The sequence below is a fragment of the Mesorhizobium ciceri biovar biserrulae WSM1271 genome (assembly GCF_000185905.1).
Classification (GTDB): domain Bacteria; phylum Pseudomonadota; class Alphaproteobacteria; order Rhizobiales; family Rhizobiaceae; genus Mesorhizobium; species Mesorhizobium ciceri.
Genome location: NC_014923.1, coordinates 1,283,537 through 1,298,879, shown reverse-complemented (window position 1 = coordinate 1,298,879; position 15,343 = coordinate 1,283,537). Strand labels below are relative to the sequence as shown.

The following is a 15,343-nucleotide window of genomic DNA, read 5'->3' as shown; positions in this document are numbered from 1 at the left end:
ACTTTCCGGACAAAGATCATGCGACAAACAAACAATCTGGAGCGGAATAGCGGTGCACGCATTCCGCTTCGAACTCAGTGGTGTCCGCCCTCGAGATAGGCGGCGCGCACTTCCGGATTGGCGAGCAGTTCCTTGCCGGTGCCGCTCATCGTCACATTGCCGTTGACCATGACGTAGCCGCGCGTGGCGAGCTTGAGCGCGCCGAAGGCGTTCTGCTCGACCAGGAACACGGTCAGCCCCTGGGTGCGGTTCAGTTCGCGGATGGCGTCGAAGATCTGTTTGACGATCAGCGGCGCGAGACCCAGCGACGGCTCGTCGAGCAAAAGCAGCTTCGGCCGTGCCATCAGCGCGCGTCCGATCGACAGCATCTGCTGCTCACCGCCCGACAGCGTGCCACCGCGCTGGGTGATGCGCTCCTTCAAACGCGGGAACAGCGTGAACACCTTCTCGACGTCCTCGTCATAGTGCTTGAGGTTGTCGAGGCTGGCGCCCATCTGCAGGTTTTCCATCACCGTCATGCGCGGAAAGATCCGCCGGCCCTCGGGCGATTGGGCAATGCGCATGCGCGCGATCTCGTGCGTCGGCATCTGGGTTATGTCGGTGCCGGCAAAGGTGATAGTCCCGGCGCGAGCCCGCGGCGCACCGAAAATAGTCATCATCAGCGTCGACTTGCCGGCGCCATTGGCACCGATCAGCGCAACGATCTCACCCTGCTTGACGGTGACATCGACGCCGTTCAGCGCCCGGATGTTGCCGTAATAGGTCTGCACGCCCTTGATATCGAGCAGCGTTGTCGCGGCCATCACTTGCCCCCTCCACGCTTGCCCGCCACGGGCTTGGCAGCGGTCTTGCTCGCGGTCTTTCCGGAGGCTGCCTTTGCAGTCTTTGCGGAAGCATGGCTCGTCGCCACCTTGCCCGCATCCACGCGGCGCGAAAATTCCGTGTCCCTGCCCTGGCCGAGCAGCCTAGCCTGTTTGACCCATTCCTCGCGCGCGATACGTCCGTCAAAAGCAAGATAGGCTTCGGCGGCCTCGACGTCGGCCTTTTTCCAGGCGCCGATCTGGTCGAAGTGGAAGATGCCGTGGTCGTTGAGCTTCTTCTCGTTGACCGTACCGATGCCCTTTATGCGGGTCAAATTGTCGGCCTTGCCGCCGCGAGGCGCAGCCAGCCGGTTGGAGATCTCTCCAGTCTTCGCCGCAGGCTTGGCGGATGCGGTCGACTTCGCCGCCGTGCCGGTTGCCGCCTTCGACGTCGCTTTCGGAGCAGGCTTTGCCTTCGCCGGCGGCACGGCTGCCTGCGAGGCTGCCTTGTTTGCCGCGGCGAGCGACCTGGCGTCGACCTGACCGGCCTTTGACGCTCCCTTGGCCACCGTAACCCGCTCGCCCGAACTATGGCCGACCGTGTCGGTCACCGGCCCGGCGAGATAGGACGACGATGTTCCCGGACCGTGCGCGGCATCCGGCCCCGTATCGAGCTGTTCGATGACATCTTCGTCGCCGACTTCGGTAAGGACCGCTTCGACTTCCTCGTCGTCGACGCCGAGATAGGCGGCGATGACGCGCGGATCGGTGCGCACCGACTGCGGACTGCCGTCGGAGATCTTGCGGCCATACTCCAGCACCACGACATGGTCGGAGATCTGCATGACCACCGACATGTCGTGCTCGATCAACAGGATCGAGGCGCCGGATGTGTTCTTGATGTCGATCAGCAGCTCGTTGAGCGCCGCCGATTCCTTCGGATTGAGGCCGGCCGCCGGCTCGTCGAGGCACAGAAGCTCGGGTCCCGTGCACATGGCGCGAGCGATCTCGAGACGGCGCTGCGCGCCATAGGGCAGGTCGCCGGCCGGGTCGTCGGCACGGTCGACAAGATCGGCCTTTTCCAGCCAATGCTTGGCGAGCTCCACCGATTCGGCCGAGGCCTTGCGATAGCCGCTGAAGCCGAACAGGCCAAGCACCGTGTAGCCCGATGCCTTCATCAGTTTGTTGTGCTGGGCGACCAGCAGGTTCTCCAGCAGGGTCATGCCGGAGAACAGGCGGATGTTCTGGAAGGTGCGCGCCACCTTGGCGCGCGCCGGGATTTCATGGTTGGGCAGCCGCTCGAGCAGGAAGGTCGAACCATCGTTCCGGTTGAGCGTGATCATGCCTTCCGAGGGCTTGTAGAAGCCGGTGATGCAATTGAACACCGTGGTCTTGCCGGCGCCGTTGGGGCCGATCAGCGCGGTGATCTCGCCGCGCTTGGCGGCGAAAGACAGATCCCCGATGGCCACCAGGCCACCGAACTTCATCGACAGATGATCGACCTGAAGGATAGCGTCGTTCATGCCCGAAGCGGCTTTCTGAACAGGGTTCGCATTCATCAGCCGTGTCCTTCCTTGGTGAAGGAGCTTGAGACGGCCTTTCGCTCCTTCAGGAAGGCGGTTGGTTCACGACTGCCGACGAAGCCGCGCGGCTTCCACAGCATGACGATGACCATGGCCATGCCGAACAGCAGCATGCGGTAGAGTTCCGGTGTGAAGTCCGGTCCGAAGACCTGCTTGAGGAAGTCGAGTTCGCGCAACGCCTCGGTGCCGCCGATCATCACCATTGCGGCGACCGCTATGCCGACCAGCGAGCCCATGCCACCGAGAACCACGATGGCCAGGATGATGGCCGATTCCAGGAAGACGAAGGATTCCGGGCTGACGAAGCCCTGCCGTGCGGCGAAGAATGCGCCGGCGAAGCCGCCGAACATCGCACCCGTGGCAAAGGCCGTAAGCTTCGTGGTGGTGGTGTTGATGCCGAGCGAGCGGCAGGCGATCTCGTCCTCGCGCAACGCTTCCCAGGCACGGCCGACCGGCATGCGCCGCAGCCGGATGGTGACGAAGGCTGTCAGCAGCGCCAGCGCCAGGATCAGGTAATAGAGGAAGATCTTGTAGTAGGCGCTCGATGTCGCCAGATGCAGCACCTTGGCGACGTAATTGGGGTCCGACACGTTGAAGGTCATCAGGCCGAAGAAGGTGACCTTCGGGATGCCGGAAATACCGGCTGAACCGTTGGTGACCTCCCGCCAGTTGATCAGCACCAGGCGGATGATCTCACCGAAAGCCAAGGTGACGATCGCCAGGTAATCGCCGCGCAGGCGCAGCACCGGGAAACCGAGCAGCACGCCCCAGAAGGCGGCCATGGCGCCGGCGGCCGGCAAAAGGATCCAGAACGACAGGCCGTACTGCGTGCCGAGCAGCGCATAGGCATAGGCGCCGACCGCGTAGAAGGCGACATAACCGAGGTCGAGCAGGCCGGCGAGGCCAACGACAATGTTCAGGCCCCAGGCCAGCATCACATAGATCAGGATCTGGATGCCGAAATTGTCGACCCATTTCAGCGAGCCTTGCAGTCCGCCGACGAACGACCAGGACATCAGCGACAGGATCGCCACCACCAGGATCGGATAGAGGATCAGCGCGGCAATGCCGAGTTTGGTGAAGTTGGCATGAATGAAGCCGCGGAAATAATAGATCACGCAGGCCAGCACATAGATGACCGACAAGGCGCGCAGGAACTGCAGATAGCCCGCCGGCTCCGCTCCCACCCATCCGACGAGAGAGCTGTTGACCGCAAACAACACCACCGCCGCGACCAAGGCCACGATGAAGGCCGGCAACTGGAAGAAGCGTGACGCCACGCTGGCCGGCAGCAGGCCGGTGGCGACGTCGGTGATCTTCTGGTTGGCCAGGAAGGGCTGTCCATAGGCGACATAGAGGAAGCGCCCGACAGCCGTGGCGATAACCACGGCGGCAAGCAGGCCCCAGCGTGTCGTCAGGACCAGTTCATTGGAAATGTTCTGGCCGGTCTTCAGGCCGATGAACAGCACGAACAGGCCAAACGATATGGCAGCGGCATAGAGCGCCTCACGCAATGCGCGCTGCATGGGGGTGGCGACGGTGTCGCGCTCCGGAGATACGGTGACGGCCATAGTCTCAGACCTTTTCGACTTCTGGCCGGCCCAATATGCCGGAAGGCAGGAAGATCAGCACGATGGCCAGGATCGAGAACGCCGCGACATCCTTGTAGTCGATCGAGAAATAGGCCGACCACATGCTCTCGATGAAGCCGATCATCAGCCCGCCGACCACCGCGCCCGGCAGCGAACCGATGCCGCCCAGCACCGCCGCCGTGAAGGCTTTCACGCCCGGCGTGAAACCATCCGAGAAGGCAATGACGCCGTAATACATCAGGAACAAAGTGCCGGCGACCGCGGCAAGGGCCGCACCCATGATGAAGGTGATCGAGATGGTACGGTCGACATCGATGCCGAGCAGCGCCGCCATCTTGCGGTCCTGCTCACAGGCCCGTTGCGCTCGTCCAAGCGAGGTCTTGTTGACCAGATACCAGAACAGCGCCAGCAGCAGCGCCGTGACGACGACGATGATGATCTGTTTCAGCGACACGCTGATGCCGTTGATGTTGTAAACCTGGCTGACCATCGGCGGGATCGGCTTGTTGCGGGGACCCTGCGTCACCTGGACGAAGTTCGACAGCGCGATCGACATGCCGATGGCAGTGATCAGCGGGGCCAGTCGGAACGAACCGCGCAGCGGCCGGTAGGCCACCTTTTCGATCGTCCAGTTGTAGAGGCTGGTGAGCAGCATCGCCACGATCATCATGATCAGCAGCGCCAGCACAACCGGCACGGAATAGAACAGCGCGCCAAGGGCGAGGAAGACGATCAGTGCCGTGAAGGCACCCACCATGAAGATGTCGCCATGGGCGAAATTGATCATACCGATGATGCCGTAGACCATCGTGTAGCCGATCGCGATCAGCCCATAGATCGATCCCAGCGTCAGCCCGTTGATAAGCTGCTGGACAAAGTACTGCATGTGTACATGGCTCCCCTGGAATGTCGCCCATGCAGACGCATTCCTTTTCGTATTTCCCCTAGTCGTAAAGTTTCGAGCCCGGATTGCAACGTCATTTTTCAATCGTCATGCGTGTTTTCGAAGCACGCCGCCCGATTGCCCGTTTTCCATCATCCGACCCCTGGACTATCGCGGACCCTACCATTGGCATAACGCAATGTCTTTGACGATTCGACCGCATCATGCGCCCCGTTTCGAAGAAATCGCCGTCAAAATTAGGTGATGAAAGGAATCCTTGCGTTTTTGGCACGATCCATTTTTCAGGTCGTTGCTTTCCGCAAGGTCAGGATTCCCATCACTTGACAACAAACCCGTGCGCGAACGGGTCGCGGTCGTCGATGAAGATGGTGTTCAGTCCGGTCATGCGCGCCCAGCCGCCGATCGAGGGAATGATGGCCGGCTTGCCGGCCACGCTGACATCCTTTTCGACCTTGCCCTTGAACAGCGAACCGATGATCGATTCATGCACGAAGCTGTCTCCGGCCTTGAGTTTGCCCTTGGCATGAAGCTGCGCCATGCGCGCCGAGGTGCCGGTGCCGCAGGGCGAGCGGTCGATCGCCTTGTCGCCGTAGAACACGGCATTGCGGGCATCCGCCCCATCCACCGTCGGCGCACCGGTCCACAGCATGTGCGACAGCCGGTTGATGCCAGGATTTTCCGGATGCACGAAGGAATATTTCTCGTTGAGCCGCTGCCGCACCACCGGGCTCCAGGCGATGAAGTCGCCCGCCGAATGATCGGCCATGTCGCGATAGTTCTCCTGCGGTTCGACGATGGCGTAGAAGTTGCCGCCATAGGCGACGTCGACGGTGATTTCACCGAGCCCAGGGCATTCGACCGTCAGCCCCTCGGCATGGAGGAAGGATGGCACATTGGTGATGCGCACCTCCTCGACATAGTCGCCGACCTGCTTGTATTCGGCGACGACCAGCCCGGCCGGCGTGTCGAGCCTGAGCACGCCCGGCGTCTTTGGTTTGATCAGTCCGTGCTCGATGGCCATCGTCACCGTACCGATCGTGCCATGGCCGCACATCGGCAGGCAGCCGGAGGTTTCGATGAACAGGATGGCGATGTCGCAATCCTCGCGCGTCGGCGGATAGAGAATCGAACCGGACATCACGTCGTGGCCGCGCGGCTCGAACATCAACCCGGTGCGGATCCAGTCATATTCGGCCAGAAAATGCGCACGCCGCTCCATCATCGTCGCGCCCTGCAACAGCGGGCCGCCGCCGGCGACCAGCCGCACAGGATTGCCGCAGGTGTGGCCGTCTATGCAGAAGAAGGATTTCTTGGCCATGACGCTCCTCGAAAATCAAAAACCCGAAAAAATCAAAATCGTTGCGGACTGAAGGGGGCCAGATCGATCGGCGGAGTCTGCCCCAGGACAAGATCCCTGATCAACCGTCCGGTGGCCGCCGCCTGGGTCAGGCCGAGATGGCCATGGCCGAAGGCATAGACCACCGACCGCTTTCCCGGCGCGCCGCCGATGACGGGCACTGAATCCGGCAGCGAGGGGCGGAACCCCATCCATTCGCGCCCACCCGAGGGATCGAGCCCCGGCAGGAATTTCTGTGCCTTCTGCAGCAGCGCCTTCGACCTGGCATAATTGGGCGGCCGCTCGATGCCGCCGAGTTCGACGGCGCCGCCGACGCGCAGGCCCGTTTCGAGCGGCGTGACGACGAAACCATGGCCGGAGAAGATCAGCATCCGCTTCACGTCGAAGGCACTCGTGGGCAAGGTGGTGTTGTAGCCGCGCTCGGTCTCCAGCGGAATGCGATCGCCGAGTTGCTTGGCCAGCAGATGCGACCAGGCGCCGGCGGCGACGACGAGGTGCCGGGCCTGTCTGGTCGTGCCGTCTGCCAACGTCAGCGTCGCTCCATCCTGATCCGCCGCGACTTGGCTGATCCGGACCAGCTCAAAGCGAGCGCCCTTGGCCTGCGCATAGGTCCACACCGCTTTGCCCAGCAGTTTCGGGTCGGCGACCGTCTTCCATCCCGGCACGAACGTGCCTTTGATGAAGCGCGGCGACAGGCCCGGCTGCAAGGCGGCCAGTTCCTCGCCCTCGACGTGGCGGAAACCGATGCCGAAACGCTTACGCGCCGCCCAGCCGGGCAGCCCGGCCTGAAATTCGGCTTCGCTTTCGTAAAGCTCGAGCGAGCCATCCTCGCGCAGCATCGACCGCGTGCCGGAGCGATCGAGCAAGCCCATCCACTCCGCCTCGGCAAGCTTCATCATGCCTGCTTGAGCGGCAAGGCTCGCCTCGTATTTCCCCGCAGCACCGGCGCGCCAGAAGCGGATCAGCCAGGGCAGAAGCGTCGGCAGGTAGGCGGGCGGGATGCTGAGCGGGCCGAGCGGATCGGCCAGCCATTTCGGCAGCTGCCGCATCATGCCCTTGTGCGCCAGCGGCAGCACGTCGGAGAAGGCGAAGGCGGCGGCATTGCCCGAGCTCGTCTCCTCGCAAATGCCTGTGCGATCGAAGACGGTGACCCTGCGTCCCGCCTCAGCGAGAGAAGCAGCGGCACAGATACCGATGATGCCGCCACCGACGACGGCTATGTCCAACCCTTCTCCCCGTTCACGGGGCGAAGGCGCCCGAAGGGCGGATGAGGGGCTGCGCCCCGCTTCTGTCGACCTGGAATTTCCTTGCACGTGGGCGCTGCCCCTTATCTGGCTGCCACCATCTTCTCCCTGCGAACAAGAAGAAGAAGCCTCAGAACTGCGGCAGTGTCGGCCGCACCGCGAGCGCATCCTTGACGATCTTCTCGACGGACTTGCGGCGATCGCCAGACAGCGGCTGTCGCGGCATACGAACGCGGTCATTTGTGTTGATCGCGAACACTTCGGCCAGCTTGATGTTTTGGACCAGATGGGTCGAGACGTCGAGATCGAGCAGCGGCCGGAACCAGCGGTAGATGCCGAGCGCCTCTTCGCGGCGACCCTGCTTCATCAGCTGGTAGATGGCGACCGTCTCGCGCGGGAACGCGGTGACCAGTCCGGCCACCCAACCGATGGCGCCGACCGACAGCGCCTCGAAGGCCAGATTGTCGACGCCGGTGAACAGGTCGTAGCGAGTGCCCAGGCGATTGATGATCTCGGTCGAACGACGGATGTCGTCGGAGGATTCCTTGATCGCGACAAAGCGCTCGTCCGACGCCAGCTCCTCCATCTGGTCGACGCTGACGTCGACGCGGTAGGCAAGCCGGTTGGAGTAGATCATGACCGGCAGGTCGCCAGCCTGCGCGACCGCGCGCAGCGCCGCGACCGTCTCTTCCGCATTGGTGTGGTAGATCGGGCTCGGCACGACCATCAGGCCGTTGGCGCCTTCCCGGCTCGCGCGCTTGGCGATGCTGGCGGCTTCGCGTGTGCCGGCCTCGTTGACCGTCAGCAGCACCGGCTTCTTGCCGGCGACCTTTTGTGCGGTCTTCAGCACCTCGATCTTCTCATCGGGCGACAGCATCGGCCCCTCGCCGAGCGATCCGCAAACGATGATGCCGTCGCAGCCAGCTTCCATCTGCAGGTTGAAGCAGCGCTCCATCTCGGCATGATCGAGGCGATCATCCGCGGTGAATTTGGTCGTGACGGCAGGAAAAACTCCGGTCCACATGATCATCTCTCCATCTGATATATCACTGGTATATCTATTAACAAACCCGCTGTCAATGCGGAATCCGTTATGATATATTCAAGATATATCAGGAGAGCGCATTTGATATCCACGCCAGCAAGCACCTCGGCGGAGCCGGCCGCGACCAGGGCCTACCATGTGCTCGAGCACATGATCGTCACGCTCGAACTGGCCCCGGCAAGCTTCGTCACCGAGGGCGCCCTGATCGACAGGCTCGGGCTTGGCAGGACACCGGTGCGCGAGGCGATCCAGCGGCTGGCCTGGGAAGGGCTGCTCGACATCAGGCCGCGCGCAGGCATCGCCATCGCCCCGCTGCATCCCGGCGACTGGCTGCGCGTGCTCGACGCGCGTCGCGGCGTCGAGGTGGTGCTGGCCCGCTCGGCCGCCCGCTTCGTCACCCGCGAGGCCGCCGACCTGTTTCACGAAGCAGCGCTTGCCATGCAGAAAGCGGTGATCTCGGGCAACGTGCTTGCCTTCATTCAGGCCGACAAGGCACTTGACGAAGCGTTGGCGCTCGCTGCCGACAATCCCTTCGCCGCCCGTTTGGCCGCTCCTTTGCAGACCCACAGCCGCCGCTTCTGGTTCCGCTACAAGGCCGAGACCGGTCTTGCCGAATCCGCCGAGCACCATGTCGCGCTGATCCGCTCGATCCTTGCCGGCGACGAGGAGGCCGCGGCCAAGGATGCCAAACGCCTGATGGCGCTGCTGCGCGGCCACGCCGAAACGGCTGCGACGCGCTGAGCGTCTTTTAATCCGATGCGCTTTCGTCGCCGGTGCTTCCTCGAAGCTCGGATCACGTCCCTGGCAAGGCAGCCGCCGCCATCAACGAACCGTCCCAGCCTTCGCCCGCCGTGACGACGCAGCTCTGACCATGCGTGTCGGTGGCAAGGATCGTCCAGGTGCCCTGGTCGGAGACGAATATCTCAAGAATGACGCTCGGGTTGACCAGGCCGCGCGCAGCCTCGCTTTCGTGGAATTTTTCCCCGAGCGCTTTGATCATATCCGCACGGGCTGCGCATTGCTCCGCCATCGCCGGGACGGCGGCAAACGCGGAAACCGCCGCGAAAAATAGCGTTGCCACAAGACGGGTCATCTGACACCTCCTTGCGCCAGACGATGTCCCCGAAGCTGTCGCCAGCGCCGTTGCTTGATCTGCCGTACCTCCTTGCGGCAGGACTGCAAACCAAGACGGCAGATGCCCACTTGGTTCCATCACATTAGCGTTCACGCAGATAGGGTCGTCGCCGGACTGCAAAAAGGCCCGGGCGCGAGCGCCCGGGCCTCAAATTCAAAATCAATCTGTTGTCCGGTCAGTTCATCGTCGGGATGACGAATTCGGCACCGTCCTTGATGCCTGCCCGCGCGACCGCAGCCGAAGGCGAGGACGCGCAACCAGGAAATCGTCCGGTCAGTTCATCGTCGGGATGACGAATTCGGCACCGTCCTTGATCCCGGACGGCCAGCGCGAGGTCACCGTCTTGGTCTTGGTGTAGAAACGGAACGCGTCCGGGCCGTGCTGGTTGAGGTCGCCGAAGGAAGAGGCCTTCCAACCGCCGAAGGTGTAGTAGGCGATCGGCACCGGGATCGGCACATTGATGCCGACCATGCCGACCTGGACACGGCTTGCGAAGTCGCGCGCGGCATCGCCGTCACGGGTGAAGATGGCGACGCCATTGCCCATCTCATGGTCGTTGGCGAGCTTGATCGCGCTCTCATAGGTCGGCGCGCGCACAACCGACAGCACCGGCCCAAAGATCTCTTCCTTGTAGATGCGCATGTCCGCGGTGACGTTGTCGAACAGGCAGCCGCCCATATAGTAGCCGTCTTCATAGCCCTGCATGGAGAAGCCGCGGCCGTCGACCACCAGCTTGGCGCCTTCCTTGACGCCGGTGTCGACATAGCCCTTGACCCGCTCCAGGGCTTGGCGCGTCACCAGCGGGCCGAAATCGGCGGAAGAGTCGGTCGAAGGACCGACCTTCAGGCTTTCGACGCGCGGGATCAGCTTTTCCATCAGCCGGTTGGCGGTGTCGTTGCCGACCGGGACGGCAACCGAGATCGCCATGCAGCGTTCGCCGGCCGAGCCGTAGCCGGCGCCGATCAGCGCGTCGACCGTCTGGTCCATGTCGGCATCGGGCATGATGATCATGTGGTTCTTGGCGCCGCCGAAGCACTGCACGCGCTTGCCGGCGGCCGTGCCGCGCGAATAGATGTAGTGGGCGATCGGCGTCGAGCCGACAAAGCCGATGGCCTTGATGTCGGGATCGTCGAGGATGGCGTCGACCACGTCCTTGTCGCCGTTGACGACATTGAGGATGCCCGCCGGCAGGCCAGCTTCGAGGAACAGTTCGGCGATACGCATCGGCACGCCCGGATCGCGCTCCGACGGCTTCAGGATGAAGGCGTTGCCGCAGGCGATGGCCGGCGCGATCTTCCACAGCGGGATCATTGCCGGGAAGTTGAACGGCGTGATGCCGGCGACGACGCCGAGCGGCTGGCGCATCGAATAGACGTCGATGCCGGGGCCGGCGCCGTCGGTGAATTCACCCTTCATCATGTGCGGCGCGCCGATGCAGACTTCGACCACTTCGAGGCCGCGCTGGATGTCGCCCTTGGCGTCGGCGATCGTCTTGCCGTGCTCGCGCGCCAAGATGTCGGCCAGTTCGTCATAGTCGCGGGCGACCAGTTCGAGAAACTTCATCAGCACGCGCACGCGACGCTGCGGGTTGGTTGCGGCCCATTTCGGCTGCGCAGCCTTGGCGTTCTCCACCGCAGCGCGCAGTTCCGCCTGTGATGCCAGCGCCACCGTGCCGCGCACGGAGCCATCCATCGGCTGCATGACATCCTGCTTGCGGCCGCTGGTCCCGGCGACATGCTTGCCGCCGATGAAATGACCATAGTCGATCATGATTTCTCTCCCTTGTTTGTGATGCTGCATTGTCCGCCTTTGGCCGGCGGATGGCAACGCGACGGAGAACGCAACCGTTGTGCGGAAAGTAGATAGCGGTTGACGGACGAGCATCAATTCTCGCAAATGCGGAGACCCGTCTGATAGCAGCAGGGATTGAGAGATTGAGTTCCCACCACAGGACGCGGCGTCAGCGATTGTCATCTGGACCATCCCCATGAACTGGGATGACGTCCGCATCTTCCTTGCCGTGGCGCGTGCCGGCCAGATCCTTGGCGCCGCCAAACGGCTGGAGCTCAACCACGCCACCGTCTCACGCCGCATCGCCGCACTCGAGGATGCGCTGCGGACAAAGCTGTTTCGCCGGCTGACCACCGGCAGCGAGCTGACTCCCGCCGGCGAGCGCTTCCTCGACATTGCCGAGCGCATGGAGGGCGACATGATCGCCGCGCGCTCGACCATATCAGGCGAAGGCGACGATGTTTCCGGCACGGTGCGCATCGGCGCCCCGGACGGTTTTGGCGTTGCCTTCCTGGCCAAGCGCCTTGGCGCGCTGACCGCCCTGCACCGCGAGTTGACGATCCAGCTGGTGCCGGTGCCGCGCTCCTTCTCCCTGTCGCGCCGCGAGGCGGACATCGCCATCACTGTCGAGCGGCCGACCGAAGGCCGGCTGGTGGCGGGAAAGCTGGTCGACTATTCGCTCGGCCTGTTTGCCTCGCGCGCTTATGTCGATGCCAATGGTCTGCCCAAAACAGCGGCCGAACTCGGCCAGCACACCCTTATCGGCTATGTGCCGGATCTCATTGTCAGCCCTTCGCTCGACTACGCGGCCGAATTCAGCGCGGACTGGCGCACCAGTTTCGCCATCTCCTCGGCGCTCGGCCAGGCCGAAGCAGTGCGCTCGGGCGCCGGCATCGGCATCCTGCACACCTTCGTCGCCCGCTCGATGCCGGAACTCGTCCCGGTCGATGTCGTGGCACCCATCCGCCGCGCCTACTGGCTGGTCTATCACGAATCGGTCAGGCCGCTGCGCCGCGTCCAGATCGTCGCCAGCTTCATCACCAAGATGGTGGAGCGGGAGCGGAACCTGTTCGTCTGAGGCATGTCGCCCAAAACTGATCTCGGTTTTGGGCGAACGACATGCATAAACTAAGACGCTAAAGCGCATCGCATGAATCCGATCAAACGCGATACGCTTTGGCCGTGCCGCCTTTTCCTTGCCACAAAACCGGCCAGTGTGGCATCAGGCGTGCGGTCGCCGGCCACGGGCAGGTCGCCGGGTGGGAAACCTTTCAGAAAGCTGGCGCGGATAGACATGCGAGCCGTTCTTGCCATCCTGCCGCTGCTTTTCGTTTCCGCTTGCGCCAATCCGTGGACGAAGGTTCCGGAGGCCGAACTGCCCAAACCGATCCGCTACGCCATGGCGCGGCCTTCGCCTTTCGTCTTCGGCAATTATTGCGGCCCCGGCACCCGCACCGGCGATCTGTCGGCCCGACCGGCCGACCGCCTCGACGCGGCCTGCCAGACGCATGATGCCTGCTACATCGCCCGCCACAACCATTGCGACTGCGACGGCGCCCTGGTCGCCTCGGCGAAAGCGATCCGTGACGACAACGCAACGCCGCGCAAGATGCGCGGCGAGGCCGAACTGCTGATCGCCACCTTCGCCATTCCCGTCTGCAAGGTCTTCCCCCAGGGCTTCATGCCGCCGCGCGATCCGGCGCAATTGAGCGCTCTGAAGACCGGAGCGGCCGGGTGAAGGGTCGCGCATTCATCGCCGTCGTTCTGTTCGGGCTGGCTGTCCTTGCCGGCTGTGCCGGCGCTGGCCGCAATGCCTGCGATCTCCTGCAAGGCCAGAGCGCTTGCGCGCGACCCGCGCTCTCCGCCGAGACAGCTGGGCCGCGGATCGCCGCCGCGCAGTTTTTCGGCGACGCCGGCACCAGCGACTACGAAAAACGCTTCCTGGCGCTGCTCGCCCGCCATCAGCTTGGCGCCATGGACCGAGCCAACGGCACCGGCCTTTTCGGCCACGACCGCTATGAAATCCGCAACAGCAATTTCCAGGCGACCTACCGGACGCTGCAAAAACTGGCCGGGCCGGTCGCCGAAACGCATCTGCCGCCGGCCGACGCCAACAGCGGCGAGGGTCATTTTGACGGACGCTGGCGGGTGTCGCGACAGACGCTCTACATCGATGCAGCGGCGCGGCCTTCGGCGCCCAAGACCTTCGATTTCTCCGGCCTGCAAGCGCGCGGCGTCGAGATCGTGCTGCGCCAGGCCGGCAAGCAACCGGCCGACATCGAGGGCACATGCGACGGCACGCTGGCGATCCGTGCCGGCGGCGCTTCACGCACCATCGCCACCGGCACGGCATTTCGCTTTCGCCTGTCCGGCGAGGACGATACGGTCAGCCTGTTTCCAAGTGACGGCCTGAACCGCTGCGCGACAAGAATCCGCTCCAGCCTTGCTCCGGCCGGCGCGCCGCTCACCATCCGGCGCGAAGAGACCGCCGATCCGGCGCTTGCCGCTTTCGACAGTCGCTACGAGCGTTGCCCGACGCCCGACCCCACCGGCCTCGATCCTCTCAGCCGCGCCTTCTATGCCAGCCGCTGGCTGTCGCAGACCTGTGCCTTGCCGATCGGAAAGCCGCGCCTGCTGCGCAAATCGCGCGATGGCTTCAACGCCAAGGTCGAGGCGCTGATGGGAGCGCCGCTGTCCGACAGCGCCATCGACAAGGGCGACCCGGAGCTGCCGCTCGACTTCTCCAGGGCCCCAAAACTGAAGCTGATCTATCTATCATCCCTGGAGTTCAAGGCCGACTTCTCCGGCCGCATCATCGAACGGCTGATCCGTCATCATGCAGCCCTCGGCACCAAGGTGCGCATCCTGGTCACCGACGTGCTGGAGCGCGACAAGGACGACGCCATGCTGCATCGGCTGGCGGCCGAATTCCCCAATGTCGGGCTGCAGGAATATCGCTGGCGGGCGGACCGGGGCGCGCCGATCGACGAGCAGATTTCACAATTGCACAAGGTCCATCACGTCAAGATGCTGGCGACGCTTGCCGACGATCCACGGCGGTCGCGCGCCATCATCGGCGGCCGCAACATCCATGACGGCTTCCTGTTCCACCAGCCGATCGATCTGTCGCGCTATCCAGACCTTGAGCAATACGGCAAGACCGACGGGTTGTCGCTGAACTACTATTCGAACTGGAGCGACTTCGACATCGAGTTCGCCGATCCGGCCACGGTCGAGACCCTTGCCGCGCATCTTTCGACAGTGTGGCTGCGCGACGCCGACACCAATCTGGCGCGCCCCTTCTCCATTCCGGTCCGGTCCGACGGCGCCCGTCCTTCAGGCACGGCACGACACTTCATTTCGGTGCCTTACGAGGATGGCCATGCGCTGGAGGATTATTTCGTCGAGTTGGTCGACGCCGCCCAGCACCATATCCAGATCGTTAATCCCTACCTCAACCTGACGCCCAAGCTTGCCCAGGCTGTTGACCGGGCGCTCGCGCGCGGCGTCAGGATCGACATTGTCGGCCGCATCGATCTCAAGGGCGATATCGGCGGCAAGTTCCTCACCGCGCTCAACAAGCTGTTCGTCGAGAAATATGGCGACCGCATCAACATCCGCGAGTTCAAGGCGCCTGACGTGGTGCTGCATTCCAAGATCATGATGATCGACGAAAGGCTGGTCGCCATCTCGTCGGTCAATCTCAACAACCGCAGCTTCTTCCACGACAGTGAGAACGGCATGATGGTGCTCGATCCGGCCTTCTACACCAGGATGAAGCCGATCTATGACGACTATGTCGCCCACTCCAATCCGGTCGCCACCAATGTGACGATCCCGTGGGCGTATCGGCTGCTTTTCGACGAGGACTGGGTCCGGCAGGCGTTCTGAC

Annotated in this window: 13 protein-coding genes; 4 read left to right on the top strand and 9 right to left on the bottom strand. The window is 63.4% G+C overall.

Going from position 1 to position 15,343, the window contains the following annotated elements; genetic code table 11:
* Window positions 1–74 precede the first annotated feature (74 nt).
* The 7 genes from MESCI_RS06160 to MESCI_RS06130 form a co-directional block, all read right to left on the bottom strand.
* Entirely contained in the window at window positions 75–803 is a 729-nt protein-coding gene (locus tag MESCI_RS06160) for an ABC transporter ATP-binding protein (RefSeq protein ID WP_013529095.1), read from the bottom strand.
* Window positions 803–2,359 (bottom strand): ATP-binding cassette domain-containing protein, encoded by a 1,557-nt coding sequence (locus MESCI_RS06155; RefSeq protein ID WP_013529094.1) that lies wholly within the window; start codon window positions 2,357–2,359, stop codon window positions 803–805. The genes MESCI_RS06160 and MESCI_RS06155 overlap by 1 nt, the downstream gene beginning before the upstream one ends.
* Complete coding sequence (livM, locus tag MESCI_RS06150; protein ID WP_013529093.1) at window positions 2,359–3,954, bottom strand: high-affinity branched-chain amino acid ABC transporter permease LivM; 1,596 nt, start codon at window positions 3,952–3,954, stop codon at window positions 2,359–2,361. The genes MESCI_RS06155 and livM overlap by 1 nt, the downstream gene beginning before the upstream one ends.
* 4 nt (window positions 3,955–3,958) lie before the next feature.
* Window positions 3,959–4,861 carry a branched-chain amino acid ABC transporter permease gene (locus tag MESCI_RS06145; protein WP_013529092.1) on the bottom strand — a complete coding sequence of 301 codons (903 nt, stop codon included), beginning with the start codon at window positions 4,859–4,861 and terminating at the stop codon, window positions 3,959–3,961.
* 334 nt (window positions 4,862–5,195) lie between these two features.
* Window positions 5,196–6,197 carry a 4-hydroxyproline epimerase gene (locus MESCI_RS06140; RefSeq protein ID WP_013529091.1) on the bottom strand — a complete coding sequence of 334 codons (1,002 nt, stop codon included), beginning with the start codon at window positions 6,195–6,197 and terminating at the stop codon, window positions 5,196–5,198.
* A gap of 32 nt (window positions 6,198–6,229) precedes the next feature.
* Complete coding sequence (locus tag MESCI_RS06135; RefSeq protein WP_165447100.1) at window positions 6,230–7,549, bottom strand: NAD(P)/FAD-dependent oxidoreductase; 1,320 nt, start codon at window positions 7,547–7,549, stop codon at window positions 6,230–6,232.
* A 61-nt stretch (window positions 7,550–7,610) separates the two neighbouring features.
* Window positions 7,611–8,504, bottom strand: a complete 894-nt coding sequence (locus tag MESCI_RS06130) for a dihydrodipicolinate synthase family protein (RefSeq protein ID WP_013529089.1) — start codon at window positions 8,502–8,504, stop codon at window positions 7,611–7,613.
* Window positions 8,505–8,573: 69 nt separating this feature from the next.
* On the opposite strand from MESCI_RS06130, the gene MESCI_RS06125 reads away from it, so the two are divergent.
* Window positions 8,574–9,266: a GntR family transcriptional regulator gene (locus MESCI_RS06125; protein WP_164919859.1), complete on the top strand. Its 693-nt coding sequence runs from the start codon at window positions 8,574–8,576 to the stop codon at window positions 9,264–9,266.
* Window positions 9,267–9,318: 52 nt separating this feature from the next.
* Here the strand turns inward: MESCI_RS06125 and MESCI_RS06120 are convergent, their stop codons facing one another.
* The gene (locus MESCI_RS06120) at window positions 9,319–9,618 is read right to left on the bottom strand and encodes a hypothetical protein (RefSeq protein WP_013529087.1); all 300 of its coding nucleotides are present in this window, start codon (window positions 9,616–9,618) and stop codon (window positions 9,319–9,321) included.
* A 315-nt stretch (window positions 9,619–9,933) separates the two neighbouring features.
* A complete protein-coding gene (locus MESCI_RS06115) occupies window positions 9,934–11,430 on the bottom strand; it encodes a CoA-acylating methylmalonate-semialdehyde dehydrogenase (RefSeq protein ID WP_013529086.1) in 1,497 nt (498 codons plus the stop codon).
* Between the two features lie 217 nt (window positions 11,431–11,647).
* On the opposite strand from MESCI_RS06115, the gene MESCI_RS06110 reads away from it, so the two are divergent.
* From MESCI_RS06110 to MESCI_RS06100, 3 genes are all read left to right on the top strand, one after another.
* A complete protein-coding gene (locus MESCI_RS06110; RefSeq protein WP_013529085.1) occupies window positions 11,648–12,529 on the top strand; it encodes a LysR family transcriptional regulator in 882 nt (293 codons plus the stop codon).
* A gap of 216 nt (window positions 12,530–12,745) precedes the next feature.
* A complete protein-coding gene (locus MESCI_RS06105) occupies window positions 12,746–13,189 on the top strand; it encodes a phospholipase A2 family protein (protein WP_013529084.1) in 444 nt (147 codons plus the stop codon).
* A complete protein-coding gene (locus MESCI_RS06100) occupies window positions 13,186–15,342 on the top strand; it encodes a phospholipase D-like domain-containing protein (protein ID WP_013529083.1) in 2,157 nt (718 codons plus the stop codon). The genes MESCI_RS06105 and MESCI_RS06100 overlap by 4 nt, the downstream gene beginning before the upstream one ends.
* Window position 15,343 lies beyond the last annotated feature (1 nt).

Excerpts from the sequence above, each read along its gene's own strand:
- MESCI_RS06140 (WP_013529091.1), bottom strand. The coding sequence starts at position 6,197 with ATGGCCAAGAAATCCTTCTTCTGCATAGACGGCCACACCTGCGGCAAT.
- MESCI_RS06145 (WP_013529092.1), bottom strand. The coding sequence starts at position 4,861 with ATGCAGTACTTTGTCCAGCAGCTTATCAACGGGCTGACGCTGGGATCG.
- MESCI_RS06105 (WP_013529084.1), top strand. The coding sequence starts at position 12,746 with ATGCGAGCCGTTCTTGCCATCCTGCCGCTGCTTTTCGTTTCCGCTTGC.
- MESCI_RS06130 (WP_013529089.1), bottom strand. The coding sequence starts at position 8,504 with ATGTGGACCGGAGTTTTTCCTGCCGTCACGACCAAATTCACCGCGGAT.
- MESCI_RS06115 (WP_013529086.1), bottom strand. The coding sequence starts at position 11,430 with ATGATCGACTATGGTCATTTCATCGGCGGCAAGCATGTCGCCGGGACC.
- MESCI_RS06125 (WP_164919859.1), top strand. The coding sequence starts at position 8,574 with ATGATATATTCAAGATATATCAGGAGAGCGCATTTGATATCCACGCCA.
- MESCI_RS06160 (WP_013529095.1), bottom strand. The coding sequence starts at position 803 with ATGGCCGCGACAACGCTGCTCGATATCAAGGGCGTGCAGACCTATTAC.
- livM (WP_013529093.1), bottom strand. The coding sequence starts at position 3,954 with ATGGCCGTCACCGTATCTCCGGAGCGCGACACCGTCGCCACCCCCATG.
- MESCI_RS06120 (WP_013529087.1), bottom strand. The coding sequence starts at position 9,618 with ATGACCCGTCTTGTGGCAACGCTATTTTTCGCGGCGGTTTCCGCGTTT.
- MESCI_RS06110 (WP_013529085.1), top strand. The coding sequence starts at position 11,648 with ATGAACTGGGATGACGTCCGCATCTTCCTTGCCGTGGCGCGTGCCGGC.
- MESCI_RS06155 (WP_013529094.1), bottom strand. The coding sequence starts at position 2,359 with ATGAATGCGAACCCTGTTCAGAAAGCCGCTTCGGGCATGAACGACGCT.